Annotated in this window: 22 protein-coding genes and 1 pseudogene; 12 read left to right on the plus strand and 11 right to left on the minus strand. The window is 67.3% G+C overall.

What is annotated here, in order from left to right; genetic code table 11:
* Nucleotides 1-2: 2 nt before the first annotated feature.
* The 4 genes from NFH66_RS12745 to NFH66_RS12760 all read right to left on the minus strand — a co-directional run bounded on the left by NFH66_RS12745 (nt 3) and on the right by NFH66_RS12760 (nt 4,474).
* Nucleotides 3-734, minus strand: a complete 732-nt coding sequence (locus tag NFH66_RS12745; protein WP_349610599.1) for a GntR family transcriptional regulator — start codon at nt 732-734, stop codon at nt 3-5.
* A 133-nt stretch (nt 735-867) separates the two neighbouring features.
* Nucleotides 868-2,358 (minus strand): pyruvate kinase, encoded by a 1,491-nt coding sequence (gene pyk / locus NFH66_RS12750; protein ID WP_349610600.1) that lies wholly within the window; start codon nt 2,356-2,358, stop codon nt 868-870.
* On the minus strand, nt 2,355-3,698 hold the full coding sequence (locus NFH66_RS12755; RefSeq protein WP_349610601.1) for a glycerate kinase type-2 family protein: 1,344 nt from the start codon (nt 3,696-3,698) through the stop codon (nt 2,355-2,357). The genes pyk and NFH66_RS12755 overlap by 4 nt, the downstream gene beginning before the upstream one ends.
* 290 nt (nt 3,699-3,988) lie before the next feature.
* Nucleotides 3,989-4,474: an ureidoglycolate lyase gene (locus NFH66_RS12760; protein WP_349610602.1), complete on the minus strand. Its 486-nt coding sequence runs from the start codon at nt 4,472-4,474 to the stop codon at nt 3,989-3,991.
* Nucleotides 4,475-4,651: 177 nt separating this feature from the next.
* On the opposite strand from NFH66_RS12760, the gene NFH66_RS12765 reads away from it, so the two are divergent.
* Nucleotides 4,652-5,692, plus strand: coding sequence for an IS110 family RNA-guided transposase (locus tag NFH66_RS12765; protein WP_023006782.1), 1,041 nt, complete (start codon nt 4,652-4,654; stop codon nt 5,690-5,692).
* A gap of 379 nt (nt 5,693-6,071) precedes the next feature.
* Here the strand turns inward: NFH66_RS12765 and NFH66_RS12770 are convergent, their stop codons facing one another.
* Nucleotides 6,072-6,905, minus strand: a complete 834-nt coding sequence (locus tag NFH66_RS12770) for a bifunctional allantoicase/(S)-ureidoglycine aminohydrolase (RefSeq protein ID WP_349610603.1) — start codon at nt 6,903-6,905, stop codon at nt 6,072-6,074.
* A 169-nt stretch (nt 6,906-7,074) separates the two neighbouring features.
* Nucleotides 7,075-8,013 carry an allantoinase PuuE gene (gene puuE, locus NFH66_RS12775; RefSeq protein WP_349610604.1) on the minus strand — a complete coding sequence of 313 codons (939 nt, stop codon included), beginning with the start codon at nt 8,011-8,013 and terminating at the stop codon, nt 7,075-7,077.
* Between the two features lie 333 nt (nt 8,014-8,346).
* Between puuE and NFH66_RS12780 the strand changes: the two are divergent.
* A pseudogene (locus NFH66_RS12780) lies at nt 8,347-8,664 on the plus strand (cytosine permease); the annotation flags it as partial.
* A gap of 96 nt (nt 8,665-8,760) precedes the next feature.
* Here NFH66_RS12780 and NFH66_RS12785 read toward each other — a convergent pair.
* The 3 genes from NFH66_RS12785 to uraH form a co-directional block, all read right to left on the minus strand.
* Nucleotides 8,761-9,477: a GntR family transcriptional regulator gene (locus tag NFH66_RS12785; protein ID WP_349610605.1), complete on the minus strand. Its 717-nt coding sequence runs from the start codon at nt 9,475-9,477 to the stop codon at nt 8,761-8,763.
* A 128-nt stretch (nt 9,478-9,605) separates the two neighbouring features.
* The gene (locus tag NFH66_RS12790) at nt 9,606-10,811 is read right to left on the minus strand and encodes a urate hydroxylase PuuD (protein ID WP_349610606.1); all 1,206 of its coding nucleotides are present in this window, start codon (nt 10,809-10,811) and stop codon (nt 9,606-9,608) included.
* A 52-nt stretch (nt 10,812-10,863) separates the two neighbouring features.
* Nucleotides 10,864-11,217, minus strand: coding sequence for a hydroxyisourate hydrolase (gene uraH, locus NFH66_RS12795; RefSeq protein ID WP_349610607.1), 354 nt, complete (start codon nt 11,215-11,217; stop codon nt 10,864-10,866).
* A gap of 202 nt (nt 11,218-11,419) precedes the next feature.
* On the opposite strand from uraH, the gene uraD reads away from it, so the two are divergent.
* Nucleotides 11,420-11,953 carry a 2-oxo-4-hydroxy-4-carboxy-5-ureidoimidazoline decarboxylase gene (gene uraD, locus NFH66_RS12800; protein WP_349610608.1) on the plus strand — a complete coding sequence of 178 codons (534 nt, stop codon included), beginning with the start codon at nt 11,420-11,422 and terminating at the stop codon, nt 11,951-11,953.
* 78 nt (nt 11,954-12,031) lie between these two features.
* Entirely contained in the window at nt 12,032-12,670 is a 639-nt protein-coding gene (locus NFH66_RS12805; RefSeq protein ID WP_349610609.1) for a phosphoribosyltransferase, read from the plus strand.
* Nucleotides 12,671-12,724: 54 nt separating this feature from the next.
* Here the strand turns inward: NFH66_RS12805 and NFH66_RS12810 are convergent, their stop codons facing one another.
* Nucleotides 12,725-13,432, minus strand: coding sequence for a glutathione S-transferase family protein (locus NFH66_RS12810; RefSeq protein ID WP_349610610.1), 708 nt, complete (start codon nt 13,430-13,432; stop codon nt 12,725-12,727).
* Nucleotides 13,433-13,767: 335 nt separating this feature from the next.
* On the opposite strand from NFH66_RS12810, the gene NFH66_RS12815 reads away from it, so the two are divergent.
* A complete protein-coding gene (locus NFH66_RS12815) occupies nt 13,768-15,468 on the plus strand; it encodes an L-lactate permease (RefSeq protein WP_349610611.1) in 1,701 nt (566 codons plus the stop codon).
* An 84-nt stretch (nt 15,469-15,552) separates the two neighbouring features.
* Here the strand turns inward: NFH66_RS12815 and glcC are convergent, their stop codons facing one another.
* Nucleotides 15,553-16,332 (minus strand): transcriptional regulator GlcC, encoded by a 780-nt coding sequence (glcC, locus tag NFH66_RS12820; protein ID WP_161430805.1) that lies wholly within the window; start codon nt 16,330-16,332, stop codon nt 15,553-15,555.
* 278 nt (nt 16,333-16,610) lie between these two features.
* Between glcC and glcD the strand changes: the two genes are divergently transcribed.
* The 7 genes from glcD to NFH66_RS12855 all read left to right on the plus strand — a co-directional run bounded on the left by glcD (nt 16,611) and on the right by NFH66_RS12855 (nt 24,528).
* Nucleotides 16,611-18,116, plus strand: a complete 1,506-nt coding sequence (gene glcD, locus NFH66_RS12825; RefSeq protein WP_349610612.1) for a glycolate oxidase subunit GlcD — start codon at nt 16,611-16,613, stop codon at nt 18,114-18,116.
* 14 nt (nt 18,117-18,130) lie between these two features.
* Entirely contained in the window at nt 18,131-19,249 is a 1,119-nt protein-coding gene (gene glcE, locus NFH66_RS12830) for a glycolate oxidase subunit GlcE (RefSeq protein WP_349610613.1), read from the plus strand.
* Nucleotides 19,250-19,270: 21 nt separating this feature from the next.
* Nucleotides 19,271-20,515 carry a glycolate oxidase subunit GlcF gene (glcF, locus tag NFH66_RS12835; RefSeq protein ID WP_349610614.1) on the plus strand — a complete coding sequence of 415 codons (1,245 nt, stop codon included), beginning with the start codon at nt 19,271-19,273 and terminating at the stop codon, nt 20,513-20,515.
* 158 nt (nt 20,516-20,673) lie between these two features.
* On the plus strand, nt 20,674-21,075 hold the full coding sequence (locus NFH66_RS12840) for a GlcG/HbpS family heme-binding protein (protein WP_349610615.1): 402 nt from the start codon (nt 20,674-20,676) through the stop codon (nt 21,073-21,075).
* Between the two features lie 83 nt (nt 21,076-21,158).
* Complete coding sequence (locus NFH66_RS12845; RefSeq protein ID WP_349611736.1) at nt 21,159-22,073, plus strand: DMT family transporter; 915 nt, start codon at nt 21,159-21,161, stop codon at nt 22,071-22,073.
* A gap of 39 nt (nt 22,074-22,112) precedes the next feature.
* Complete coding sequence (locus NFH66_RS12850) at nt 22,113-23,684, plus strand: GNAT family N-acetyltransferase (protein ID WP_349610616.1); 1,572 nt, start codon at nt 22,113-22,115, stop codon at nt 23,682-23,684.
* 4 nt (nt 23,685-23,688) lie between these two features.
* On the plus strand, nt 23,689-24,528 hold the full coding sequence (locus NFH66_RS12855) for a M90 family metallopeptidase (RefSeq protein WP_349610617.1): 840 nt from the start codon (nt 23,689-23,691) through the stop codon (nt 24,526-24,528).
* Nucleotides 24,529-24,540: the final 12 nt, after the last annotated feature.

Genomic DNA, 24,540 nt, shown 5'->3' on the forward strand with positions numbered 1-24,540 from the left:
GTTCAGCTCGTGGCGACGCCGGAGAAGATGGCGCGCAGGTCGATCTCTTCCTCACGATGGCCAAGGTCGAGCAGCTCCTCGAGGCTCGCCAGGTGGCCAACCACGGCTTCGCGGGCGCCCGCGGCATCGCCCTCACCCAGGGCGGCCAGCAACCGCGGATGGTCCCCCTCCAGGTAGCAGGAGGGCAGTGTCGGCCGCTTGTAGAGGGCGATGACGATGGAGGTGCGCATCACCAGGTCGGTGAGCATGGCGCCCAGCACGCGGTTGGGGGAGAGTGCGGCCAGGCGGTGGTGGATGGCCAGGGAGTGGGCGATGCGCGCCGGCTCGTCGCCGCGGCCGTGTGCCTCGGCCTCGGCCCGCGCCTCGGCCTCCAGGGCGACCAGCTCGCGAGACTCGATGCCCCGCCCCGCCAGCAGCGCGGCCACCTCGCCCTCCACCAGGCGGCGGGCGGCGAAGGTCTCGCGGGTCTCCTCCACGCTGGGCGCGCGTACCCGGGCGACCTGATTGGGACGCTGGTCGATGACGTGGTCGGCAGCCAGGCGAGCCAGGGCGCGACGCACCACCGAGCGGCTGACGCCGAAGACCTCACCCAGCGCCACCTCCGGCAGCCGCGTGCCCGGCGGCAGACGCTGACTGAGAACCGCCAGGCGAACCTGCTCGACGATATGGCGGTCGCCAATCCGTTCGCCGGCGCGCACGACGGCCTCGACCCCTTCCCTCCAGGACTGGCTCATGAGTGTCTCGCTGGTGATGGTCCCAGCGGAACCTTCGCACTTTTCAGGCAGAATGACTACATTCAGCGGACATCCTGTATACAGGATGTCCGCCATCAGCACACCTCGGCATGCCCGCCATCACTGCCCGCCATCACTGCCCGGGCAGATGGCCGGCATTGACGTCGAGGATCTTCATCGTGTTGGTGCCGCCATGGGCGTTCATCTCGTCGCCCCGAGTCAGGATCACGTGGTCCCCCGGCTCGGCGATACCCTTCTCCACCAGTAGGGCCAGGGCGCGGTCGTTGAGCTCCTCGGCCGTCATCTCGCTGGTATCGAAGGGCAGCGAGACCACCCCGCGGAAGAGTGCCATGCGCCGCTGGGCGATGGCGCTGTGGGCCAGGCCAACGATCGGCAGCCCCGAACGGATGCGCGAGGCGATCAGCGGCGTGTAGCCAGTGGACGTCATGCAGGCGATGGCCGCCACGCCGGAGAGATGGTTGGCGGCGTACATGGCGGAGAGCGCGATGGTTTCGTCCTTCTGGGTGAAGCCCTCGTGGATGCGGTGGCCCGATTCCTGGGCGATACGCTCGCGCTCGGCACCCAGGCAGACTCGATCCATGGCCTCGATGGTCTCCACCGGGAAGTCGCCGGCGGCGGTCTCGGCGGAGAGCATCACCGCGTCGGTGCCGTCGAGCACCGCGTTGGCGACGTCGAACACCTCGGCCCGGGTAGGCAGGGGCGCTTCGATCATCGACTCCATCATCTGGGTGGCGGTGATCACCGCGCGGTTGAGTGTGCGGGCACGCTTGATGATGCGCTTCTGGGTGCCGATCAGCTTCTCGTCACCGATCTCCACGCCGAGGTCACCGCGGGCCACCATCACCGCCTCGCAGGACTGGATGATGCCGTCCAGCGTCGCCTCGTCGGCCACCGCTTCGGCACGCTCGAGCTTGGCGACCAGGCCGATCTCGGCGCCGGCCTCGCCCAGCAGCTCACGGGCCTCGGCCATGTCGGCGGCGTTGCGCGGGAAGGAGACCGCCAGGTAGTCGACGCCGATCTCCACGGCGGTGGCGAGATCCGCGCGGTCCTTGTCGGTGAGTGCCGGGGCCGAGAGGCCGCCGCCCAGCTTGTTGATGCCCTTGTTGTTGGAGAGCTTGCCGCCCACCGTCACGGTGGTGTGGATCTCGCGCCCCTCGATGGCAATGACATCGAGCACCAGGCGGCCGTCGTCGAGCAACAAACGGTCACCGGGAGCGACGTCATCGATCAGCGTCTTGTAGTCGCAGCCGACGCGCTCCTGAGAGCCATCGTCGCTGCCCAGCGCCATGTCGAGGATAAAGGACTCACCCTCGACCAGTTCCACGGCCCCCTCGGCGAAGCGGGCGATGCGGATCTTCGGCCCCTGCAGGTCACCCAGGGCGGCGACACTCCTGCCCTGACGGGCGGCGATCTCGCGCACCTCGACCAGCCGGCGGCGGTGGTCGTCCGCCGAACCATGGGAGAAGTTGAGGCGTACCACGTCGACACCGGCTGCGATCATCGCCTCGAGGACCCCCGCACGGTCGCTGGCCGGGCCCAGGGTAGCGACGATCTTGGTACGGCGGATAGGGTCATGGATGGGGGCATGGGGGGGGTGCGTCATGGCGTCCTCGGCAGGATAAGGATGGCCCGCAGATCGTTGACGTTGGTTCGTGTGGGGCCCGTCACGATCAGTCGGTCCAGGGTCTGGAAGAAAGTGTAGGCATCATTGCGTGACAGAAAGGCGTCAGGGTCAAGCCCGAGGGAGTCGGCTCGTGCGCGGTCGCCGGCGCCGAACAGGGCCCCGGCGTTGTCCTCGGAGCCGTCGATGCCATCGGTGTCGATGGCCAGGGCGTGGATGCCCGAGGCGCCGTGGAGTGTCTCGAAGAGCCCCAGCAGATACTCGACATTGCGTCCCCCGCGGCCGTCACCTCGCACGGTGACACTGGTCTCGCCACCGGAAAGCAGCAGCAGCGGCCGCGCCAGCTCCTGCTGACAGCTGAGTGCCAGCCGGGCCTGGACGCGCCCCAGCTCGCGGGCCTCACCCTCCAGGTCATCGCCGAGCACGCGCACCTCCACATCGCTCGCCTCCGCGGCGGCCCGAGCGGCCGCCAGGGCATCGGCGGCGCGGGCCAGCACCCGGGCACGATCCCGTGCGAAGCCGGGGTCATCGGACACCGGGGCCTGACGGCCGGCACTCTCGAGGTGGTGCCGCACCGGGGCGGGAATGTCGATACCGTAACGCTCGAGGATCGCCAGGGCGTCCGCCGGGGTGGTGGTATCGGGCAGGGTCGGGCCGGAGGCGACCAGGGTCGGGTCATCGCCGGGCACGTCGGAGATCACCCAGGTCAGCACCGGCGCCGGATGAGCCGCGGCGGCCAGGCGCCCGCCCTTGATGGCCGAGAGGTGACGGCGCACGGTGTTGATCTCGCGAATCGGCGCGCCGCAGCGCAGTAACTCGCGGTTGAGCGCCTGCTTCTCGGCCAGGCTCACGCCCGGTGCCGGCAGGCTCATCAGCGACGAGCCACCGCCGGAGATCAGCGCGATCACCAGGTCGTCCTCGCCCACCAGCGCCACGGCCTCGAGCATGCGTCGCGCGGCCTTCTCGCTCAGGTCGTCGGGCATCGGGTGCGACGCCTCGAGGACCTCGATGCGCTGGCAGGGCGCCTCTCGATTTTCGATACCGTGCCCGTAGCGGGTCACCACCAGCCCCTCGAGAGGCGCCTCGGGCTGATGGGCCAGCCAGGCGCGCTCCAGGGTCGCGGCCATGGCGGCGGCGGCCTTGCCCGCGCCGACCACCACGGTGCGGCCGGCGGGCGGCGGGGGGAGTTCGCCGGGCAGCAGGCTGTCGGGGTGCACCGCGCGTACGGCCTCACCGGCCAGGCCGCGCAACCAGCACAGGAGCTCCGGCTCCGACAGGACGGCGATGGCATCGGGGGTGGATGGGGACGGCGTGGCGACCATGGGATTCTCCTCTATGCTGATGGCCCCACCGGGACCAACCATGGAATGCTTGGGTCGTGGCGTCGGGTACAGGCATCTGGAGCCTACCGGATTCTGCGGCGGTCATGCGGGCCATGACGACTCCCTGCCGAGGATCTTTTTATGGAAACACTTTCTGCATACCGAAACTAGGTCGGCGGGCACGGAGCGTCAAGCTCATTTGGAAAATATTTTCAAATACTCACCCGCCCAAAAAATACCCAAATCGCTGCAGCGGCTTGGGTACTCATAGGGAGGTCATGGATCCTGCGTTACAGGACGACTCGCATCGACAGGGGGGTCTCATCGCAGTTGCTGCCCTCGCCGCCACGATCGACGACCAGGAACTCCCCTTCCTGCTCCAGCACCGACTGGATGGCGTGCCAGGTGCCGGCGCGGTAGTTGACTCCCTGGCGCCCGTCGGTGACGAAGGCGCGCACCTCGGCAGGGTCGATCTCGTCGCCCGGTGGCGCCACCACCACCACGAACCTTTCTTGATGGAGCGGCATGAAGGCCTGGCTGCCCAGTGGGTGACGCTCCAGGAAGTCGAGTTCCAGTGGAATCTCGACGGGCTGGCTGACGAAGACGCTGATCAACGTCCGCGCACCCTCCCCCAGGGTCTCGACCTTGGCCAGGTCGTGGTGGCGCCGGGTACGCCCGGCGTTGATGGGAAACCACTCCGATGCCCGAGCGTCGATCACGTCGCCGAAGGGCGCGAAGGCCTCGGCGGTCAGCGGTTCGGCTTTCAGTTCCAGCATGTTCTTGTATCTCCGACGTTGGATGCGAGAGGCGCCGGGGACAGGCCTGGAGGGGGTCCTATGCCAGGGATGGCATCGGTAGCAATGGGATGGAGTCCTCCCCACCCTATATCGGCGTCGTTGCGCCACACTGGTGGGCGAGAACACCAACCAGCCTGAGGGTGAGGAGAACTCGTCATGAACATTACCCGTGTCGGCGTCGATATCGCAAAGTCTGTTTTTCATGTCCACGGCGTCGATCGCCATGATCAGGTGCAGTGGCAAGGTAAGTACACCCGCGAAAAATGGCTGAATGCGGTCAGCAAGCGGGTGCCGGCGGGAGCCGAGATCGGCATGGAAGCCTGTGCCTCGTCTCACTTCTGGGCGCGGGCCCTGCAGGCGCGGGGCTATCGCGTCAAGTTGATCGCCGCACAGTTCGTGACGCCCTACGTGAAGAGCAACAAGAATGACCGGGTCGACGCCGAAGCGATCTGTGAAGCCATGGGGCGGCCCAGTATGCGCTTCGTGGCCGTCAAGAGCGTCGCTCAGCAGGATACCCAGGCGGCACACCGCATTCGTGAAGAGCTGGTACGGCAGCGCACGGCCAAGGCCAACCAGATACGCGGGCTGGTGGGGGAGTATGGCCTGGTCGCTCCGGTGGGTATCGGTCAGTTGCGTGCCGCCCTGCCTCGCTGGCTGGAAGCGGCAGACAACGGGCTGACGGATGCCTTTCGTGTCCTGCTTGCCGGCCTTGCCGAGGATCTGCGCCACCTGGATGAGCGCATCGCGACGGTCACGGCAAGCCTCGAGCGACAGGCCAAGACCGACCCCGTGGCCAAGCGGCTGATGACGCTGCAGGGTATCGGTCCACTGACCGCCACCGCGCTGGCCGGCGCCCTCGGCGATGGCAAGAGCTTTCGGCGCGGGCGAGATTTTGCCGCCTCGCTCGGCTTGACGCCGCGACAGCACAGCACCGGGGGGCGAGACCGCCTGCTGGGCATCAGCAAACGCGGCGACAGTTACCTGCGCAAGCTACTGGTGCATGGCGCGCGCTCGGTGCTCCGGCATGTGGGCACCAAGGACGACGGCCTGAGCCAGTGGGTCAGGCACCTGGCCGAGCACAAGCATGCCAATGTGGCGGTCGTCGCACTGGCCAACAAGACGGCACGGATCGCCTGGGCGGTAACCCGCCATGAGACGGCCTATGATGCGTCGCTGGCGTCGCGGCTGTCGGCATGAAAAACGATTGGATTTAGCACGTTAGTGTAATATTGAGCATCGTCCACCACGATTGCTGAGCATGCTGCAGGATGGCGAACAGGTCGAACCGACGTCAGACAACCCCTTCTGGACGCTGAGCCTTTTGAGCTCGAGGTAGCGATTGGGAGCTGACGTGCGGATAGCCCATCAAGGTCCGATGCTCATCAGAGCATCATTAACGAGACCGGATATACGTGTGCAGTCGTACCTACCGACCATCGTGCCTCGTGCTTGCAAACGGGGAGGACTCCATATACGCCCAGGGAGGGGTTCACAGCGCCCCCGAACAGGCCTGTCGCCGGATCAGCCTCGAGCCCCGCCAACGCAGCTCGCGAGTCTCGGGCAGACGCCTGAATGCTCAGCGGCCACCCAGGCGCAGCTTGGGGTGGCGGTTGACGTCCTTGTAGAGCAGGTAGCGGAACGGGCCCGGGCCGCCGGCGTAGCAGGCCTGTGGGCAGAAGGCGCGCAGCCACATGAAGTCGCCGGCCTCGACCTCCACCCACTCCTGGTTGAGGTGGTAGACCGCCTTGCCCTCGAGCACGTAGAGGCCGTGCTCCATGACGTGGGTCTCGTCGAAGGGGATCACCGCGCCGGGCTGGAAGGTGACGATGTTGACGTGCATGTCGTGGCGCACGTCGTCGGGGTCGACGAAGCGGGTGGTGGCCCAGCGCCCCTCGGTACCCGGCATCTCGCTGGGGGCGATGTCGTTCTCGTTGACCACGAAGGGCTCGGGCACCTCGATGCCTTCGACCCGCTCAAAGGCCTTGCGCACCCAGTGGAAGCGCACCGGGGCGTCCGCTTCATTCCTCACCTGCCAATGGCAGCCCGGCGGCAGGAAAGCGTAGCCGCCGGGCACCATGCGGTGGCGCTCGCCGGCCAGGGTCAGGGTCATCTCGCCCTCCACCACGAAGAGCACTCCCTCGGCTTCGGGATCGGGCTCGGGGCGCTCGCTGCCGCCGCCTGGGGAGACCTCCATGATGTACTGGGAGAAGGTCTCGGCGAAGCCGGAGAGCGGGCGCGCCAGCACCCACAACCGGGTCTTCTCCCAGAACGGCAGGTTGCTGGTGACGATATCGCGCATCACCCCCCGGGGGATGAAGGCGTAGGCCTGGGTGAACACCGCCCGGTCGGAGAGCAGCTGGGTCTGGGGCGGATGCCCGCCGTGCGGGGCATAGTAGGTGCGTTGGTTCATGGTGTGTCCTGATCAGATAGGGCTCGTCTCCGGCGAGAGGCATCGGGGACAGGTCTGGAGGGGGTCCGAGGTCCAGGGACGGCCGAGGTAGCGTACAGGGACGTATTCACAGCGCCCCCGAACAGGCCTGTCGCCAGATCAGCCTCGAGCCACTCCGAATGGCCTGGGTTCAGCGCGCGGGCGCCGGGTGATGCTCCGCCCAGTGTCGGGCGATATCCACGCGGCGCGCCACCCACACCCGGTCGTGGGCCTCGATATGGTCGAGGAAGCGCTGCAGGGCGCGGAAGCGGCCGGGACGCCCCAGCAGGCGGCAGTGCATGCCGACGGAGAGCATCTTGGGGGCCTCCTCGCCCTCCGCGTAGAGCACGTCGAAGGCGTCACGCAGGTAGGTGAAGAAGTGGTCGGCGGTGTTGAAGCCCTGGGGCGCGGCGAAGCGCATGTCGTTGGTGTCCAGGGTGTAGGGCACGATCAGATGGTTGTGCTCGATGCCCTGGCTGTCGGCCTCGCGGGTCCAGAACGGCAGGTCATCGCCGTAGTAGTCGCTGTCATAGAGGAAGCCGCCTTCGTCGAGCACCAGGCGGCGGGTGTTGGGGCTGTCGCGGCCGGTATACCAGCCTTGGGGCTTTTCGCCGTAGAGGCGCTGAAAGATCGCCACGGCCTTCTGCAGGTGCTCACGCTCGACGTGTTCGGGCACGTTCTGATAGTGGATCCAGCGATAGCCGTGACAGGCGATTTCGTGCCCCAGTTCCTTGAAGGCGTGGGCCACCTCGGGGTGGCGCTCCAGCGCCATGGCCACGCCGAACACGGTCAGCGGCAGGCCGCGGCGCTCGAACTCGCGCAGGATGCGCCATACGCCGACGCGGGAGCCGTATTCGTAGATCGACTCCATGCTCAGATGGCGATCCGGATAGCTGGCCGCACCGATGATCTCGGAAAGGAACTGCTCGGAGCCTTCGTCGCCGTGGAGCACGCAGTTCTCGCCGCCCTCCTCGTAGTTGAGCACGAACTGTACGGCAATGCGGGCCTTGCCGGGCCAATTAGCATGGGGCGGAGTGCGGCCATGGCCGATCAGGTCACGGGGGTATTCAGTGGCAGAAACCAACGTCATGGCAGGGCTCCCGATTGTTATGGACAGAGAAGTAGCAGGCGAACACGGCAAGCACTTATGTATACAAGGATAAAAGTAAGCCGTTGCCATGCGGGCGGCAAGGGATGCAGCACGCCACATTTTGAATACAAAAGTATTATAAAAATGTCGCCATTCAAGCATTCACGAGCCTCATTAGACTAATGTCTCCCCCTCAGGCAGACCAGAGAGACCCGTCAAAACAGCCCTGAAGTCGCATGAAACGGCGCTTTCAGCGCGCTTCCCATGCCGGCCATCCGACTCTTGCCACACACACAAAATCAACTTACTTTGTGTACAAGACCATCCACCAGGAAGCTGGTTCAGCCCGACTCCGCCGCCGGCCTGCAGCTCTTCGTGCAGACCTAATCCGCCTTCCTCGGCCCGATCTTCGCGGTGCTGGTGGTGGACTACTTCCTGATCCGCCGCCGCACGCTGGACCTCGACAAGCTCTATGACGAGCACGGGCCCTACCGGGGCGTCAACCTGGCCGCACTGATCGCCACTGCCGTGGGCATCGTCACCGCCCTGAGCTTCTCCTCCATTTCCTGGTACGCCAGCCTGATCCCGGCGGGCCTAACCTACTACCTGCTGATGCGCCACTGGGCCCCCTGCCAGCGCTTCTGCCAGTAGGCCGACCAGGCATGAGCGCCAGCGCCCCGGACCAGGATCCGGGGCGCTGCGCATGGGGGACACGGTAGCCGCGGTGGATACCGCGGTCGAATCGAGTCAAGCGCCGAAGATGCGCTGCAGGTCGGGCGCCTCGTCCTCCTCCTCGAGGATCGACAGCGACGCCTCGATCGCCTTGAGATGCCGGCTCATGAAGGCCGTCGCACGCTCGCCGTTGCGATCCTCCAGGTAACCGATCAGGTCCTCGTGATCATGGGATTCACACCCCAGATGGCCTGGGTTGCCATAGACCGCCAGGATCAGGGAAGAGCGAAAGCACAGCCGCTCGACGAAATCGGCCAGGGTGGCGTTGCCGGCGATACGCGCCAGGCGGGTGTGGAAGTCGGCGGAGAATCGAATGGCAGTACTCTGCTCGCCGGCCCGCAGTGCCTCCCGTTCTCGCTGGGCCAGCTGACGCAGGTCGGCGGCCTCGTCGACAGTAATGCGTCGCGCCACTTCAGGCATCAGCCCACACTCCACCATCTGGCGAGCATCGAAGACGTCTCTGGCCTCCTCGGCGGTGGGTCGCGTGACGCTGGCACCGCGCCGCGGCGTGAGGGTGACCAGCTGCTCCAACGCCAGACGCTGCAGGATCTTGCGGATGCCGGTGCGGCTGACGCCGAACACCTCGGCCAGGGCATCCTCGCGTAGGCGCGCACCGGGCTTGAGACGGTGCTCGATGATGGCATCGCTGATCGCCCGGTGGATCGTCGCGTGGCGCTCGGCGCCGTCGCCATTCTTGCCGCGGCGGCTCGGGGCCTCCTGACGCTGGTTCATGTGGCCTGGTTCCCTGTGATTGGCTGCCCTCATTGTATACGTGATGCCGATGAAATCACGCCCCTGCCTCGGTGCAGGAGGAGCCGCCACGGGAGCGGATCATCTCGCTGGATGCTCAGAGCCAAGGCTCAGGGGGACCAGGTGGCGATGGTATCGCGCTCCTCCTCGGTCATGCCGGTGATATTGCCCAGCGGCATGTAGCCGCTCGCCACGACCTCCTGGATCTTGTGCCTCTGCTGCAGGATCTGCTCGTGGGTGTCGTAGGCCAGGCCCGCGGGCGGCGCATTGAAACCCTGCTGGGTGGGCTCGCTGGCATGGCAGGCGACGCAGCGGCTCTCGATGATCGGCTGCACCTCGGCCATGCCGACGGAAACCGGCACCTGGGCCTGCCCGGCGTTGCCACCGACGCTGGGCATGGCGATCCAGAAGGCCACCGCGATCAGCGCGGTGCCGGCCACCGGATAAGCCGGCTGGATCTTGCCGGCGTGCATCAGCACGAAGAACTGGCGGATCAGGGCGCCGGCGAAGATGAACAACGACATGACCACCCATGCATGCTCGTGGGAGTAGGCGAAGGAGTAGTGGTTGCTGATCATCAGCAACACCACCGGCAGGGTGAAATAGGTGTTGTGGACCGAACGCTGCTTACCGCGCTTGCCGTCCAGCGGGTTGGGTGCCTCGCCGGCCTTCATCGCCTTCACCATGCGGCGCTGACCGGGAATGATCCAGAAGAACACATTGGCCGACATGGCGGTGGCCATCACCGCGCCGGTGAGCAGGAAGGCCGCACGGCCGGAGAAGATCTGGGTGCTCAGGTAGGAGACCACCACCATCATCACCGCCACCGCGACACTGAGGACGCCATCACGCGTCATGTTGGGACTGATGCGCTTGCACAGCTCGTTATAGAGCACCCAGCCGCCGAGCAGGAACAGCAGCGTCACCACGTTGGCCTGCCAACCGCTCATGTTGGCGGCCCAGCCCCAGCTGGCATTAGGGTTGACCAGGTAGAAGCTGGGGCTGGCCATGTACAGCAGAACGAACAGCGCAAAGCCCGACAGCCAGGTGGTATAGGCCTTCCAGAACGACCAGTGCAGGTCCTCGGGAAGCTTGGCCGGCGCCGTGGCGTACTTCTGGTTGTGGTAGAAGCCACCGCCGTGAACCGCCCACATCTCGCCAAATACACCCTTGTCGCGCTCCTCTGCCGCCCTGGGCGTGCGCAGGCCGTTGTCCAGCATCACGAAGTAGATGGACTCGCCGATCCAGGCGATGGCCGCGATGACATGCAGCCAGCGCAGCATGAAGTTCCCGAAATCCAGCAGGTAGGCTTGCATAGGGGGCCTCGTCTAGCGTCTCGTCATGGGCACATCGACAGGGTGGTCCCCCTCAGCTGCCGCGATAGGTGGAATAGCCATAGGGCGAGAGCAGCAGCGGTACATGATAGTGCGCGCCGGCATCGGCCACGCCGAAGCGCAACGGGATGACATCCAGGAAGCGCGGCTCCTCGGCCACTACGCCCTGTGCACTCAGGTAGTCGCCGGCATGAAAGACCAGCTCGTACTGGCCGGTGGCAAACGCCTCGCCCTCGAGGATCGGCGCCTCGCAGCGACCGTCGGCGTTGGTCACCACTTCCTTCAGGCGGATGCGCTGCCCTCTCTCCAGGCGGTAGACCTCGATGCGGATGCCCTCGCCCGGGCACCCCTGGGCGGTATCGAGTACGTGGGTGGTCAGGCGTCCCATGCTGGACTCTCCTTGCGTGATGTAGTGAAGCGTATCGCGGTGAAGCTCGGGCTACGCTGTCGAAGACGGGGTGGCGACCACCACCCTCACTCATGAAGACAGCTTTATCCATCTTTGGGGTACATTTCAAAATATTTTTTGTATACATTCACTCGAAGCACACGATCGAACATCACCCGCCCCCGCCAGGAGGAGCATGACCATGAGCGACAGCACCCTGAGCCCACCCCCCAGTCAGCTGGATCAGGCCGCCTTCGTGGCTGCCTATGGCGAGATCTACGAGCACTCCCCTTGGGTGGCCGAGCTGGCCTGGGAACAGGGGCTGGGCCCCGCGCATGACTCCCCGGCGGGCCTGGCCGAGGCGATGAGCGCCGTACTCACCGGCGCCCCGGCCGAGCGCCAGTTGGACGTGATCCGCGCCCACCCCGACCTGGCCGGCAAGGCGGCCATCGCCGGCGAGCTCACCGACGACTCCACCCGGGAGCAGGCCGGCGCCGGCCTCGACCAGTGTTTGCCGGAAGAGATGGCACGCTTCGAGCGGCTCAATGCCGCCTATAAGGCGAAGTTCGGCTTCCCCTTCGTGATGGCGGTCAAGGGCAGCGACCGCTACGCCATTCTCGACGCCTTCGAGACGCGCCTGGAGAACACCCCGGCCGAGGAGCGCCGTACGGCAGTGGCGCAGATCAACCGCATTGCCCGCTTCCGCCTGGAGGCCAGGGCCAACACCAGGCAGTGACACCACCCACCCCGGGCAGGCGTGAGGCGCACCCTCTTCTATAGTGAAGAGAGGCACGCACCTAAGGGGAGGCTCGCCATGTTTCGACACCGCCTTGAGGCGGCCGAGCGTTTGGCCGAACGCCTGGGCCATCTGGCCGGCCAGCACCCGCTGGTGCTGGCCATACCCCGTGGCGGGGTGCCCATGGGCCGGGTCATCGCCGACGCCCTCGAGGGCGAGCTGGACGTGGTACTGGTACGCAAGATCGGTGCCCCCGGCAATCCGGAATACGCCATCGGCGCGGTGAGCGAGGACGGCAGCGTGCACCTGGAGGAGACGGCAGGGGAATACCCCGGCGACTGGATTGCCCGCGAGGTGGAGAGGCAACAGGCGCTGATCGGCGAGCGCCGCCGACGCTATACGCCGGTGCGCTCGCCGATCGACCCGTCCGGGCACACCGTGGTGGTGGTGGACGACGGCAGTGCCACCGGGGCGACCATGGCCGCGGCCCTGACGGCCCTGCGCCAGCGCGGGCCGGCACGCCTGATTGCCGCCCTGGGGGTGGCCCCGCCGGACACCCTGGCACGCCTGAAGGCCCTGGCCGACGAAGTGGTCTGCGGCGAGGTCCCCGAGCGCTTCGGTTCCGTAGGCCGGTTCTTCGCCGACTTCGACCAGGTCAGCGATGACGACGTGGTGCGGCTGCTCGGGGCAGGCCCCGGCGGTCGCCCGGCAGGGTAATGGCCCGACCAACGCCCGCCGTCCTCGACCAGCGCCTGCCCCTTCACGGTCACCTCAGCGATAGGCTCCTTCGACGTCGGTGATGCGCAGCGCCCGCCGCCCCAGCCCGTCGTGCTGATCGAGCATGCGCTCGATCCAGGCGTGTACCGGGTCGGCGTTGGAGACCAGGTCGGCGCTGGAGACGCAGCGGGCCCACATGAAGCAGCCGAAGACCAGGTAGTCGGCACCGGCCGGGGCGTCACCGTCCAGGAACGTCGCCTCCTTGAGCCGGCCGCGCAGCGGCTCGAGGCCGGCATCCAGCTGGGAGAGCCCCTTCGACGGCGAGTGGAACTCCTCCAGGGTGCGGCCGAAGCGCTGCTCGCGGCTCTCGCGGAAGTAGGCCCGATCGTCGGGGTGGATGGCGTTGAACAGGTCCATGATGATGGTGCGCATGATGGCCGGCTGCAGGGTGCGCTCGGCATAGTGGCGCAGGAAGCGCGCGCGCCCCTCGGCCAGGTCGTCGCCCAGCAGTGGCGCCTCGGGGTAGGCACGATCCAGGTAGCGCAGGATCTCGTAGCTGTCGGTGACCACCGTCTCGCCGTCGACCAGCACCGGCACCTTGTCATGGTCCGCAAAGGCCAGTGCCGCCTTGTCGGTGAAACGCCAGGGGCGGGTCTCCACCTCCAGCCCCTTGTGGGCCAGGGCGTAGCGCACGCGCCAGCAGTAGGGCGAGAAGCGCAGCCCCTCGTCGACGCCACACAGGTCATAGAGCACTCGTGTCATGCCATCTCCTCGTTCGCGTAACCGTCAGGGTGATACCGATGCAGTCTGGCAGCGATTGCCATGGCCGCCAATAGCGGTCACCGCCTGTCCATTAGTCTAACAATTATCATCGCGCGCCCCCCTCTGTCCCGCCGACACCACGACTTTTCTCCTGATCTGACAAATGGTTAGGATTTATATCAGCACTCCCGCCAGCTCATCACAATTTGGTCATACCAATTTCCCAACTATGGAAAGCACACCGATCAGGCCTTAAGGTCCCGCTGACCAACTCACCCGGCCGGCTCACCGCCGGTTGGACACCACACTGACAGCTGATCGAGGTAACCTGCCCCATGAATGACACCCTCCTTGCACTGCTGGCCTTCGTGCCCCTGGTGCTGGCCGGTGTGCTGCTGATCGGTCTGCGCATGGCGGCCAAGACCGCCATGCCCATCGTGTTCGTGGTCACCGTCATCATCGGCCTGTTCGCCTGGGAGATGAGCGCCACCCGCGTGCTGGCCTCCACCCTGCAGGGCCTGATCCTCACGGTCTCGATCCTGTGGATCATCTTCGGTGCCATCCTGCTGCTCAACACCCTGAAGCACTCCGGCGGCATCAAGGCGATCCGCAACGGCTTCTCCGGCATCAGCCCTGACCGCCGCGTGCAGGCGATCATCGTCGCCTGGCTGTTCGGCTGCTTCATCGAGGGCGCCTCTGGCTTCGGCACCCCCGCCGCCGTGGCCGCCCCGCTGATGGTGGCGCTGGGCTTCCCGGCGCTGGCCGCCGTGGTGGTGGGCATGATGATCCAGTCCACCCCGGTCTCCTTCGGCGCGGTCGGCACGCCCATCGTGGTCGGTGTCTCCGGCGGCCTGGACCGCGCCGGCATCACCGAGACCCTGGAGGCCGGTGGCGCCGGGTGGATGGAGTACTTCCGCCTGATCGCCGGTGAGGTCGCGGTGATCCACGGCATCGTCGGCATCCTGATGCCGCTGATCATGGTGGTGATCATGGTGCGTTTCTTCGGCGCCAACCGCTCCTGGAAGGAGGGGCTCTCCATCGCCCCCTTCGCGATCTTCGCCGGCATCAGCTTCGTGGTGCCCTATATGCTGGCCGGTGTACTGCTGGGGCCGGAGTTCCCGTCGATGATCGGCGCCATGGTCGGCCTGGCCATCGTCGTGCCGGCGGCCCGCCGCGGCTTCCTGATTCCCAGGGACAACTGGGACTTCCCCGAGTCCTCTGCCTGGCCCGACCAGTGGATCGGCAAGCTCGAGATCAAGCTGGACGATGTCACCGGCAAGGCACCGATCTCCACCCTGATGGGCTGGGTCCCCTACGTGCTGCTGGCGGTGATCCTGGTCGCCTCGCGCACCATCGAGCCGTTCAAGAATGCGCTGACCTCCTTCGCCTTCGGCTGGAGTGACATCCTGGGTGAAGCCGGCGTCTCCGGCAGCATCCAGCCGCTCTACCTGCCCGGCGGTATCCTGCTGATGGTGGTACTGCTCACCGCCCTGCTCCACCGCATGCGCCTGGGTGAGCTCAAGGCGGCCTTCGGCGAGTCCACCCGCACCATCTTCGGCGCCGGCTTCGTGCTGATCTTCACCATTCCCATGGTGCGGATCCTGATCAACTCCGGCGTCAATGCCGCCGACCTGGTCTCCATGCCGGTGGCCATGGCACAGCTGGTGGCCGACAGCGTGGGCGGAGTCTATCCGTTCTTCGCCCCGGCCGTGGGTGCCCTGGGGGCCTTCATCGCCGGCTCCAACACGGTCTCCAACCTGATGCTGTCCGACTTCCAGTTCAACGTGGCGCAGCAGCTCGGTCTCTCCACCGCCTTCATGGTGTCGCTGCAGGCCGTGGGGGCCGCGGCGGGCAACATGATCGCCATCCACAACGTGGTAGCAGCCTCGGCCACCGTGGGTCTGCTCGGTCGCGAGGGCGAGACCATCCGCAAGACGATCCTGCCGACGATCTATTACCTCGTCTTCACCGGGATCATCGCGCTGGTGGCCTTCTATGTGCTGGGCATCAGCGACCCGCTGCTCGGCCTCGGCTGATCGGGCCACGCCCGTTGCAAATGCATCGCCCCCGGCATGGCCGGGGGCGTTTGCGTTTCTGCGGCGCCAGGCTCGGTCGCCGGACTACTCCCACCCCTCCAGGCGCATCGCCGAGCGCTCCAGGCGCTCATCCTCCGCCTCGATCTCGCGCAGCGCCTCGCCGAGGCCATTGAGATGCTCCAGCGCCACGCGCTGGGCCAGCTGCGGCTTGCCCTTGACCACGGCGTCGTGAAGCCTGGCGTGCTGGCGATTGATCATCTCCCGGGGCTCCGGGCGGTGATAGAGGTTCTTCACCGAGGCGAACACCGAGCTCAGCAGCAGGTCGGTAAGGCTCTGCAGGGTATGCACCAGCACCGGGTTGTGGGAGGCCTGAGAGATCGCCAGATGGAAGGCGTGGTCGAGGCGCGCCAGGCGCTCGACGTCGATGGGGTCGGCGCTTGCCACGTAGTCGGCCATCTCGCGATAGCGCCGCGTGATCAGCACCCGGTCCGCCGGATTGCCGCGGCTGGCGGCCAGCCGCGCCGACTCGCCCTCGAGCAGGGCACGCACCTCGAGCAGGTCGAACAGGGTGCGCGGGTGGTCGCGGAAGAGGTGCATCAACGGGCTCTGCTCCCGGGCCGGCAGCAGCGAGGCCACCGTGGAACCTCTTCCCTGCCGGGTCTCGATGATGCCCTTGCTGCGCAGGATGCGCAGGCCCTCGCGCAACGAGGCGCGCGACACCCCCAGCCTCTCGCACAGTCGCCGCTCCGAGGGCAGCAGCTGCCCGGTGCGAAAGATACCGTCGAGGATCAGCCGCTCGAGGCGAGCGGCGACCCCTTCCGGGGTGCGCTGGCCGCTGAAGGGTTCATCGGGGGTCGACAACATGGGCACCTCCATCTGGCTGGCCGCCGATATCATGGGCCCGGCCGCCATGGCGAGGACAGCGGCGGACGGTTAGGCTGGGAGTGTACATTGGAAAAGCCTTCCATATAGCAGGTACACCAGTAGACCAATGGCTGGTCTGACCAGTGCACCACAGGCTGGACAGTACCACCAGCGTTGCCACGATAATGTAACAAGTGATGAGTGCCGAGAGACGCGCCACGGATGCGAGAGCCGCCATCCCGGCCATTCCGCCCTGACGAGACGCATGGGGAGCCACGATGAACACCCAGTACGACGCCCGGCTCGACGGCGAGCCACCCCGCATTGCCCAGGCCGAGGTCCTCGCCGACCTGCGCCAGGCACTGCCCGGCATGACCCTGCTGCATCGCGAGGAGGACCTGCGCCCCTTCGAGTGCGACGGACTCTCCGCCTATCGCGCCCTGCCGATGCTGGTCGCGCTACCCGAGACCCTCGAGCAGGTCGAGACCCTGCTCAAGCGCTGCCACGCCCTGGGCGTGCCGGTGGTCACCCGCGGCGCCGGCACCGGCCTCTCCGGTGGCGCCATGCCGCTGGAGCACGGCGTGCTGCTGGTGCTGTCGCGCTTCAACCGCATCCTCGAGATCGACCCCGACGCGCGCACCGCCCGGGTCCAGCCCGGAGTGCGCAACCTGGCGATCTCCGAGGCGGCCGCCCCCCACGGGCTCTACTACGCCCCGGACCCCTCCTCCCAGATCGCCTGCTCCATCGGTGGCAACGTCGCCGAGAACGCCGGCGGGGTGCACTGCCTCAAGTACGGCCTCACCGTGCATAACGTCATCAAGCTCGAGGTGCTGACCATCGAGGGCGAGCACATGACCCTGGGATCGGACGCCCTGGACGCCCCTGGCTTCGACCTGCTGGCACTGTTCAACGGCTCCGAAGGGATGCTCGGGGTGGTCACCGAGATCACCGTCAAGCTGCTGCCCAAGCCCGAAACCGCCAAGGTGCTGATGGCCAGCTTCGATGATATCGAGAAGGCCGGCGACGCCGTGGGTGCCATCATCGCCGCCGGCATCATCCCCGGGGGCCTGGAAATGATGGACAATCTGGCGATCCGTGCCGCCGAGGACTTTATCGGCGCCGGCTACCCGGTGGAGGCCGAGGCGATCCTGCTCTGCGAGCTGGACGGCGTGGAGGCCGACGTCGATGACGACTGCGCCACCGTTCGCCGCGTGCTGGAGCAGGCCGGCGCCACCGACATCCAGCAGGCCCGCGACGAGGCCGAGCGGGCGCTGTTCTGGGCCGGGCGCAAGAACGCCTTCCCGGCGGTGGGCCGTATGTCTCCGGACTACTACTGCATGGATGGCACCATCCCCCGCCGCGAGCTGGCCAGGGTGCTCAAGGGCATCGGCGACCTCGGCGAGGAGTACGGCCTGCGCGTCGCCAACGTCTTCCATGCCGGCGACGGCAACATGCACCCCCTGATCCTCTTCGATGCCAACCAACCCGGCGAATTCGAGCGCGCCGAGGAACTGGGCAGCCGCATCCTCGAGTTGTGCGTGGAGGTGGGTGGCACCATCACCGGGGAGCACGGGGTGGGCCGCGAGAAGATCCACCAGATGTGCGTTCAGTTCAGCCCCGGCGAGCTGGTCACCTTCCGCGCCGCCAAGGCGGCCTTCGACCCGGATGGCCTGCTCAACCCCGGCAAGAACATTCCCACGCCGGCGCGCTGCTCCGAGTTCCGCCTGACCAAGAGTGCCGGTGACGCCCCCGCCCCGACCCGGGCCCCCGAGAGCCAAGGCTGAGAGAGTTCGACGACATGGTGACCACACCCGATATTCCGAGCCGCGACGTTGTGAACCACGATGCCAGCGAGGCGCTGGCCGATCGCATCCGCCGCGCCGAGGCCGAGGGCACCCCGCTGCGCCTCGTCGGCGGCGACACCAAGGCCTTCTATGGCCGTACCGTGGAAGGCGAGACCCTCTCCACCCGCGAGCACCGCGGCATCACCGAGTACGACCCGGTGGAGCTGATCGTCTCGGTGCGCGCCGGCACCCCGCTGCGTGAACTGGAGGCCGCCCTGGCGGCCAACGGGCAGATGCTGCCCTGCGAGCCTCCCCACTTCGGCGACGACGCCACGGTGGGCGGCATGATCGCCACCGGCCTCTCCGGCCCGCGCCGGCCCTGGGCCGGCAGCGTGCGCGACTTCGTGCTGGGTACCCGCATCATCATGCGCCAGGGCAGCGAGCAGCGCTTCGGCGGCCAGGTGATGAAGAACGTCGCCGGCTACGACCTCTCGCGCCTGATGGTGGGCGCCCAGGGCACCCTGGGGCTGATCACCGAGGTCTCCATGAAGGTGCTGCCGCTGCCCGGCGCCAGCCGCAGCCTGCACCTCGACATGCCGCTGGCCGATGCCCTGGACAAGCTCGCCGAATGGGGCCGCCAGCCGCTGCCGATCACCGCTGCCGCCTGGCTTGAAGGAGCCCTGCACCTGCGCCTGGAGGGCGGCCCCAGCTCGGTGGCCGCCACCGCCGAGCGCCTGGGCGGCGACGAGTTGCTCGACGGCTTCTGGGAGGCCCTGCGCGAGCAGCGGCTGGACTTCTTCGCCGCCGAGGACCCGCGCGCGCTGTGGCGGCTCTCGCTGCCCCACCACACCCCGGTGCTCGAGGTACCCGGCGTCACCGCCGAGACCGACGTGCTCTACGACTGGGCCGGCTGCCAGCGCTGGGTACGCAGCGACGCCGACGCCGAGGCGATCCGCGCGGTGGCACGCCAGGCCGGCGGCCACGCCAGCTGCTGGCATGGCGCCGGCGGCGTCGCGGTGGACGAGCCCTTCACCCCGCTCGACCCGGTGGTCGAGAAGTACCACCGCAACCTCAAGGCCCAGCTGGACCCTCAGGGGATCTTCAATCCGGGCCGGCTCTACGCGGCATTCTGAGACACACGGGGAAACGCCACCATGCAGACGCACTTCACCGCGGAAGACCTCCAGAAGCCGCATATCCGCGAAGCCGACCGGGTGCTACGTAGCTGCGTGCACTGCGGCTTCTGCAACGCCACCTGTCCTACCTACCAGTTGCTGGGAGACGAGCGCGACGGTCCACGCGGGCGCATCTACCTGATCAAGGAGATGCTCGAGGCCCCGGAGGGCAGCGACAAGGTCACTGAGGAAACCCGGCTACACCTCGACCGCTGCCTCACCTGTCGCAACTGCGAGACCACCTGTCCCTCGGGGGTGGAGTACCACAAGCTGCTCGATATCGGCCGCGCCGAGATCGAACGCCGAGTGCCACGCAAGGCACCGGAGCGTGCGCTGCGCTACGCCCTGCGCAAGGCGCTGGTGGAGCCCAGCCGCTTCCAGGCACTGCTCAGGCTGGGTCTAACCTTCAAGCCGCTGATGCCGAGCACTCTCCGGCAGAAGATGCCCCCGCCCCCGGTGGATGCCGGCCAGCGCCCCGAGGGCAAGCAGCACGCCCGCCGGATGCTGATCCTGGAGGGTTGCGTGCAGCCCGGCCTCTCGCCCAACACCAATGCGGCCACTGCGCGGGTGCTCGACCGGCTCGGCATCGGCCTGACCCCGGTGGCCGAAGCCGGCTGCTGCGGCGCTGTCGACTTCCACCTGAACGCCCAGGATGATGGGCGCGCCCGCGCCCGCGCCAACATCGACGCCTGGTGGCCGCATATCGAGAAAGACGGTGAGGCGGGGATAGAGGCCATCGTGCAGACCGCCAGCGGCTGTGGCGCCTTCGTCAAGGAGTACGCCGAGATACTGGCCGACGACCCCGACTACGCCGCCAAGGCCACCCGGGTAAGCGAGCTGGCCAAGGACCTGGTCGAGGTGATGCGCGACGCGGCCCTCGACTCCCTGGAGGTGAAGCAGGGCCGCCGGCTCGCCTTCCACTGCCCCTGCACCCTGCAGCACGCCCAGAAGCTCGGCGGCGCCGTGGAGGGCGTGCTGACCCGGCTCGGCTTCGCGCTGACCCCGGTGGCCGACGCCCACCTCTGCTGCGGCTCGGCGGGCACCTACTCCATCACCCAGCCCGAGCTCTCGACGCAGTTGCGCGACAACAAGCTGGACAACCTCGAGGCCGGCAACCCCGAGGTGATCGTCACCGCCAATATCGGCTGCCAGACCCACCTCAACGGCGCCAACCGCACCGAGGTGCGCCACTGGATCGAGATCGTCGATGAGGCCTTGAGCTAGGCGCCGAGATGAGCGCCGGGGACAAGGTGGAGCGAGGGTCTTTTGCCAGGGAAGGCAAAAGTAGCGCCCAGGGAGGGGTTCACAGCGCCCTCGCGAAGGCTTGTCGCCGGTAAAGCTCATCATCTGTCATACCCAGCAGTCCCACCCAAGGAGTTCCCATGAAGACCAAGCCTGCCCTGACCCTGACCGACGTCAACGCCATCCTCGATGCCGCCCAGCAGGAGGCCGAGGCCAACGGCTGGGGCGTCACCATCGCTGTGGCCGACGACGGCGGCCACTTGCTCGGCCTGCGCCGCATGGACAGCGCCCCCCCCTTCAGCGCCGAGGTGGCCGCCCAGAAGGCGCGCAACGCCGCCATCGGCCGCCGCGAGACCCAGGCCTTCGAGGAGATGATCAACGGCGGCCGCACCGCCTTCGTCACCGCCCCCATGCAGTCACTGCTGGCCGGCGGCGTACCGGTGCTGGTAGATGGCGAGGTCGCCGGTACCGTCGGCATCTCCGGCGTCAAGCCCGACCAGGACGTGCAGATCGCCCGTGCCGGTGTCGCCGCCATCGCCTGAAGCCATCGCCTCTGCCGAGGCGCTGCAGTAAGCTACAGGGCCCCCGCCATGCGGGGGCCCTTGCGTTGGAGAAGAGGATGAAGATGCCACTGCTCGCCTTCCTGGCACCGCTCGGCGCCGTACTGATCTGGTCGGGCAACATGACCATCAACCAACTCACCGTCGGCGCCATCGCGCCGAGCAGCATCGCCTTCCTGCGCTGGGTGCTGGCGCTCGCCGTGCTGACGCCCTTCCTGGCCCCGGCCGCCTGGCGACAGCGCGCGACGATCCGCCGCGAATGGAAGAAGCTGGCACTGCTGGGACTGCTCGGCATGGGACTGTGGCAGGGGCTCGCCTATGTGGCCGCCGAAACCACCAGCGCCACCAATATGGGCATCCTGGCCGCCACCGTGCCACTGCTCACCGTGCTACTCAGTGCCCTGGTCCTGCGCGAACCGCCGAGCCTCGGCGGAGTGGCCGGCGGCGCCCTGGCCCTGATCGGCGTCACCATCCTGCTGGGACACGGCAACCCGCTCTCACTGCTGACACTGACCGTGGCCAAGGGTGATGCCCTGATGCTGGTGGCGGCGACATGCTATGCACTCTACGGGGTGATGCTCAAGCGCTGGCCCATCGGCCTGCCGCCTTGGGTGCTGCTCTACGCCCAGGTGATCTTCGCCGTGCTCTTCCTGCTGCCACCCTACCTGATGGGGCCCATGACCCCGGTGGATGCGAGCAACATCGGCCTGATCCTCTACGCCGGCATCCCCGCCTCCATCATCACCACCTTCCTGTGGATGCTGGCGATCCGCCAGCTAGGCGCCAGCCAGGCGAGCATCTTCATCAATCTGATGCCGCTGTTCAGCGCCATCATCGCCATGCTCGCCCTCGGCGAGAGCATCGCGATGTTCCACTTCCTGGGCGGTGCGCTGATACTCGCCGGCGTGGTCATGGCCCAGACCCTGACCCGGCCGCTGCGGCACCCCCGCGTCAGCCGTGACGCCAACGGCCCGTGCTAGACTCTTCGCTCGACTCCCCGACGACCAGAAGGATGCGCCATGTCCCTCGATGACCTGCTCCTCACGCTTCGCAACCTGACGCTTGCGGACTATCCCCAGCTCGAGTCGCTGATGGACGCGGTGTATCACGACATCGGCGGTGCCTGGTCGCGGCACACCATCGAGAAGCTGATCGAATCCTTCCCCGACGGCCAGATCGCCATCGAGGACGACGGCCGGCTGGTGGGCATCGCCCTGACTGTGCGGGTCGACTACGATGCGTTCACCAACCCGCACAGGTACGACGACCTGATCGGCAAGCGCGAGGTGATCCTCGACGCCCCCGAGGGCGACGCCATGTACGGCCTGGACGTGCTGATCCACCCCGACTACCGCGGCTACCGCCTGGGCCGGCGCCTGTATGACGCGCGCAAGGAGCTGTGCCGTTCTCTCAACCTGCGCGCGATCCTCGCCGGCGGCCGCATCCCCCAGTACCACCAGCATGCCGAGACGCTGACTCCGACCCAGTACATCGACCGGGTGGCGCGCAAGGAGATCCACGACCCCATCCTCTCCTTCCAGCTGGCCAACGACTTCCAGGTCAAGCGCCTGCTGCGCGACTACCTGCCCGAGGACGCCAAGTCCCAGGGCTATGCCACCCTGCTGGAGTGGAACAACTTCCTGTTCGAGCCCGCCGAACTGGTGCTCGACACCCGCAAGACCCAGGTCCGCGTCGGCGCCGTGCAGTGGCAGATGCGCGAGTTCGACTCGGTGGAGGCGGTACTGCAGCAGGTGGAGTACTTCGTCGACGCCCTGTCCGACTACAAGAGCGACTTCGCGGTCTTCCCGGAGCTGTTCAACGCCCCGCTGATGGGGCTTCAGGACCGCGCCGCCCAGCAGGATCAGATGGCCGCGATCCGCTTCCTGGCCAGCTTCACCGAGTCGTTCAAGACCGAGCTCTCGCGCATGGCGGTCGCCTACAACATCAACATCATCGCCGGCTCGATGATCGAGGTGGGCGAGGATGAGCGCCTCTACAACGTCGCCTACCTGTGCCACCGCGACGGTACCCTGGAGCGTCAGGCCAAGCTGCACATCACCCCCCAGGAGCGCCGCGACTGGGTGATCGAGGGCGGCGACGACCTCCAGGTGTTCGACACCGACGCCGGCCGCATCGGCATCCTGATCTGCTACGACGTGGAGTTCCCGGAGCTGCCGCGGCTGCTGGCCGAGCAGGACATGGACATCCTCTTCGTACCCTTCTGGACCGACACCAAGAACGGCTATCTGCGGGTGCGCCATTGCGCCCAGGCGCGGGCCATCGAGAACGAGTGCTATGTGGTGCTGTGCGGCAGCGTGGGCAACGTGCCCTCGATCGAGAACATGGAGATCCAGTATGCCCAGTCGGCGGTGTTCTCCCCCTCGGACTTCGCCTTCCCCCACGACGCCGTCCTCAACGAGACCACCCCCAACACCGAGATGATGCTGTTCTCGGACCTCGACCTGACTCGGCTGACCATGGTGCGCAACGAGGGCTCGGTGACCAACCTCAAGGATCGCCGCCAGGACCTCTTCGACCTGCGCTGGCGCGACTGGTCGTGGAAGTCCGGGGCAGCTCTCGACGAGGGCTGAGCCGATGCTGAGGCGCTTAAGGCGCTGGCGCGAACGGCGCTTCGTGACGCACCACCCCTTCCCCACGGACGCCTGGATCGAGGCCTGCGGGCGGGTGGCACTGCTCGCCACCCTGACCGAGGAGGAGGCCGAGCGCCTGGCCCGGCGCGCCTGGCGCTTCCTGCATGCCAAGCGCATCACCCTGCACCCCGAGCTCGCCGAGGGCACCCCCTTCGACCTGCCCGCCCGGTTGGCGCTCGCCGCCCAGGCCTGCCTGCTGACGCTGGGCTGGTCCGACGAAGAGCATATTGATGCCTTCGCCAACGTCCACGAGGTACTGGTGCTGCCCGACGTCTTCCAGCGCCGGGTCGAGGAGCTGGACGAGTTCGGCGTGATGCACGAGTACGACGACGAGCGCGCCGGCGAGACCTCCCACCAGGGGCCGGTGGTGGTGGCCTTCCCCGACCTGATGGCAAGCGGCGGTTTCACGGGCTTCAACGTGCTGATCCACGAGTTCGCCCACAAACTCGACCTGGGCAACTCGCTGGACGTCGACGGCTTTCCGCCGCTGCCCGCCGACATCGACCCGCAGGAGTGGTATCGGGTGTTCATGGGCGTCTGGCAGGACCTGCAGGCCCGCCTCGCACGCGGCGCTGCCACCCCCATCGACGACTATGCCGCTACCCATCCGGGGGAGTGCTTCGCGGTATGCTGCGAGGCCTTCTTCAGCGCCCCCGACCTGTTGCATGATGCCTACCCGGCGCTCTTCGCGCTGCTTGGCCGCTACTTCCGCCAGGCGCCGCTGGCCCGCCTGCCGGCCGAGTATCACGCGCGGCCGCTCGCGGCCCATCCCGAGCGCCACTGACCCACCGCCCGT

The organism is Halomonas sp. H10-9-1 (assembly GCF_040147005.1).
In the GTDB taxonomy this organism is placed as follows: Bacteria; Pseudomonadota; Gammaproteobacteria; order Pseudomonadales; family Halomonadaceae; genus Halomonas.

Coding starts and splice junctions, on each gene's coding strand:
- NFH66_RS12770 (WP_349610603.1), bottom strand. CDS start 6,905: ATGAACCAACGCACCTACTATGCCCCGCACGGCGGGCATCCGCCCCAG.
- uraH (WP_349610607.1), bottom strand. CDS start 11,217: ATGGGACGCCTGACCACCCACGTACTCGATACCGCCCAGGGGTGCCCG.
- glcD (WP_349610612.1), top strand. CDS start 16,611: ATGAACACCCAGTACGACGCCCGGCTCGACGGCGAGCCACCCCGCATT.
- glcC (WP_161430805.1), bottom strand. CDS start 16,332: ATGTTGTCGACCCCCGATGAACCCTTCAGCGGCCAGCGCACCCCGGAA.
- glcE (WP_349610613.1), top strand. CDS start 18,131: ATGGTGACCACACCCGATATTCCGAGCCGCGACGTTGTGAACCACGAT.
- NFH66_RS12845 (WP_349611736.1), top strand. CDS start 21,159: ATGCCACTGCTCGCCTTCCTGGCACCGCTCGGCGCCGTACTGATCTGG.
- NFH66_RS12850 (WP_349610616.1), top strand. CDS start 22,113: ATGTCCCTCGATGACCTGCTCCTCACGCTTCGCAACCTGACGCTTGCG.
- NFH66_RS12790 (WP_349610606.1), bottom strand. CDS start 10,811: ATGCAAGCCTACCTGCTGGATTTCGGGAACTTCATGCTGCGCTGGCTG.
- NFH66_RS12815 (WP_349610611.1), top strand. CDS start 13,768: ATGAATGACACCCTCCTTGCACTGCTGGCCTTCGTGCCCCTGGTGCTG.
- NFH66_RS12805 (WP_349610609.1), top strand. CDS start 12,032: ATGTTTCGACACCGCCTTGAGGCGGCCGAGCGTTTGGCCGAACGCCTG.
- NFH66_RS12755 (WP_349610601.1), bottom strand. CDS start 3,698: ATGGTCGCCACGCCGTCCCCATCCACCCCCGATGCCATCGCCGTCCTG.
- NFH66_RS12765 (WP_023006782.1), top strand. CDS start 4,652: ATGAACATTACCCGTGTCGGCGTCGATATCGCAAAGTCTGTTTTTCAT.
- NFH66_RS12810 (WP_349610610.1), bottom strand. CDS start 13,432: ATGACACGAGTGCTCTATGACCTGTGTGGCGTCGACGAGGGGCTGCGC.
- NFH66_RS12785 (WP_349610605.1), bottom strand. CDS start 9,477: ATGAACCAGCGTCAGGAGGCCCCGAGCCGCCGCGGCAAGAATGGCGAC.
- glcF (WP_349610614.1), top strand. CDS start 19,271: ATGCAGACGCACTTCACCGCGGAAGACCTCCAGAAGCCGCATATCCGC.
- NFH66_RS12760 (WP_349610602.1), bottom strand. CDS start 4,474: ATGCTGGAACTGAAAGCCGAACCGCTGACCGCCGAGGCCTTCGCGCCC.
- NFH66_RS12855 (WP_349610617.1), top strand. CDS start 23,689: ATGCTGAGGCGCTTAAGGCGCTGGCGCGAACGGCGCTTCGTGACGCAC.
- NFH66_RS12745 (WP_349610599.1), bottom strand. CDS start 734: ATGAGCCAGTCCTGGAGGGAAGGGGTCGAGGCCGTCGTGCGCGCCGGC.
- NFH66_RS12840 (WP_349610615.1), top strand. CDS start 20,674: ATGAAGACCAAGCCTGCCCTGACCCTGACCGACGTCAACGCCATCCTC.
- pyk (WP_349610600.1), bottom strand. CDS start 2,358: ATGACGCACCCCCCCCATGCCCCCATCCATGACCCTATCCGCCGTACC.
- uraD (WP_349610608.1), top strand. CDS start 11,420: ATGAGCGACAGCACCCTGAGCCCACCCCCCAGTCAGCTGGATCAGGCC.
- puuE (WP_349610604.1), bottom strand. CDS start 8,013: ATGACGTTGGTTTCTGCCACTGAATACCCCCGTGACCTGATCGGCCAT.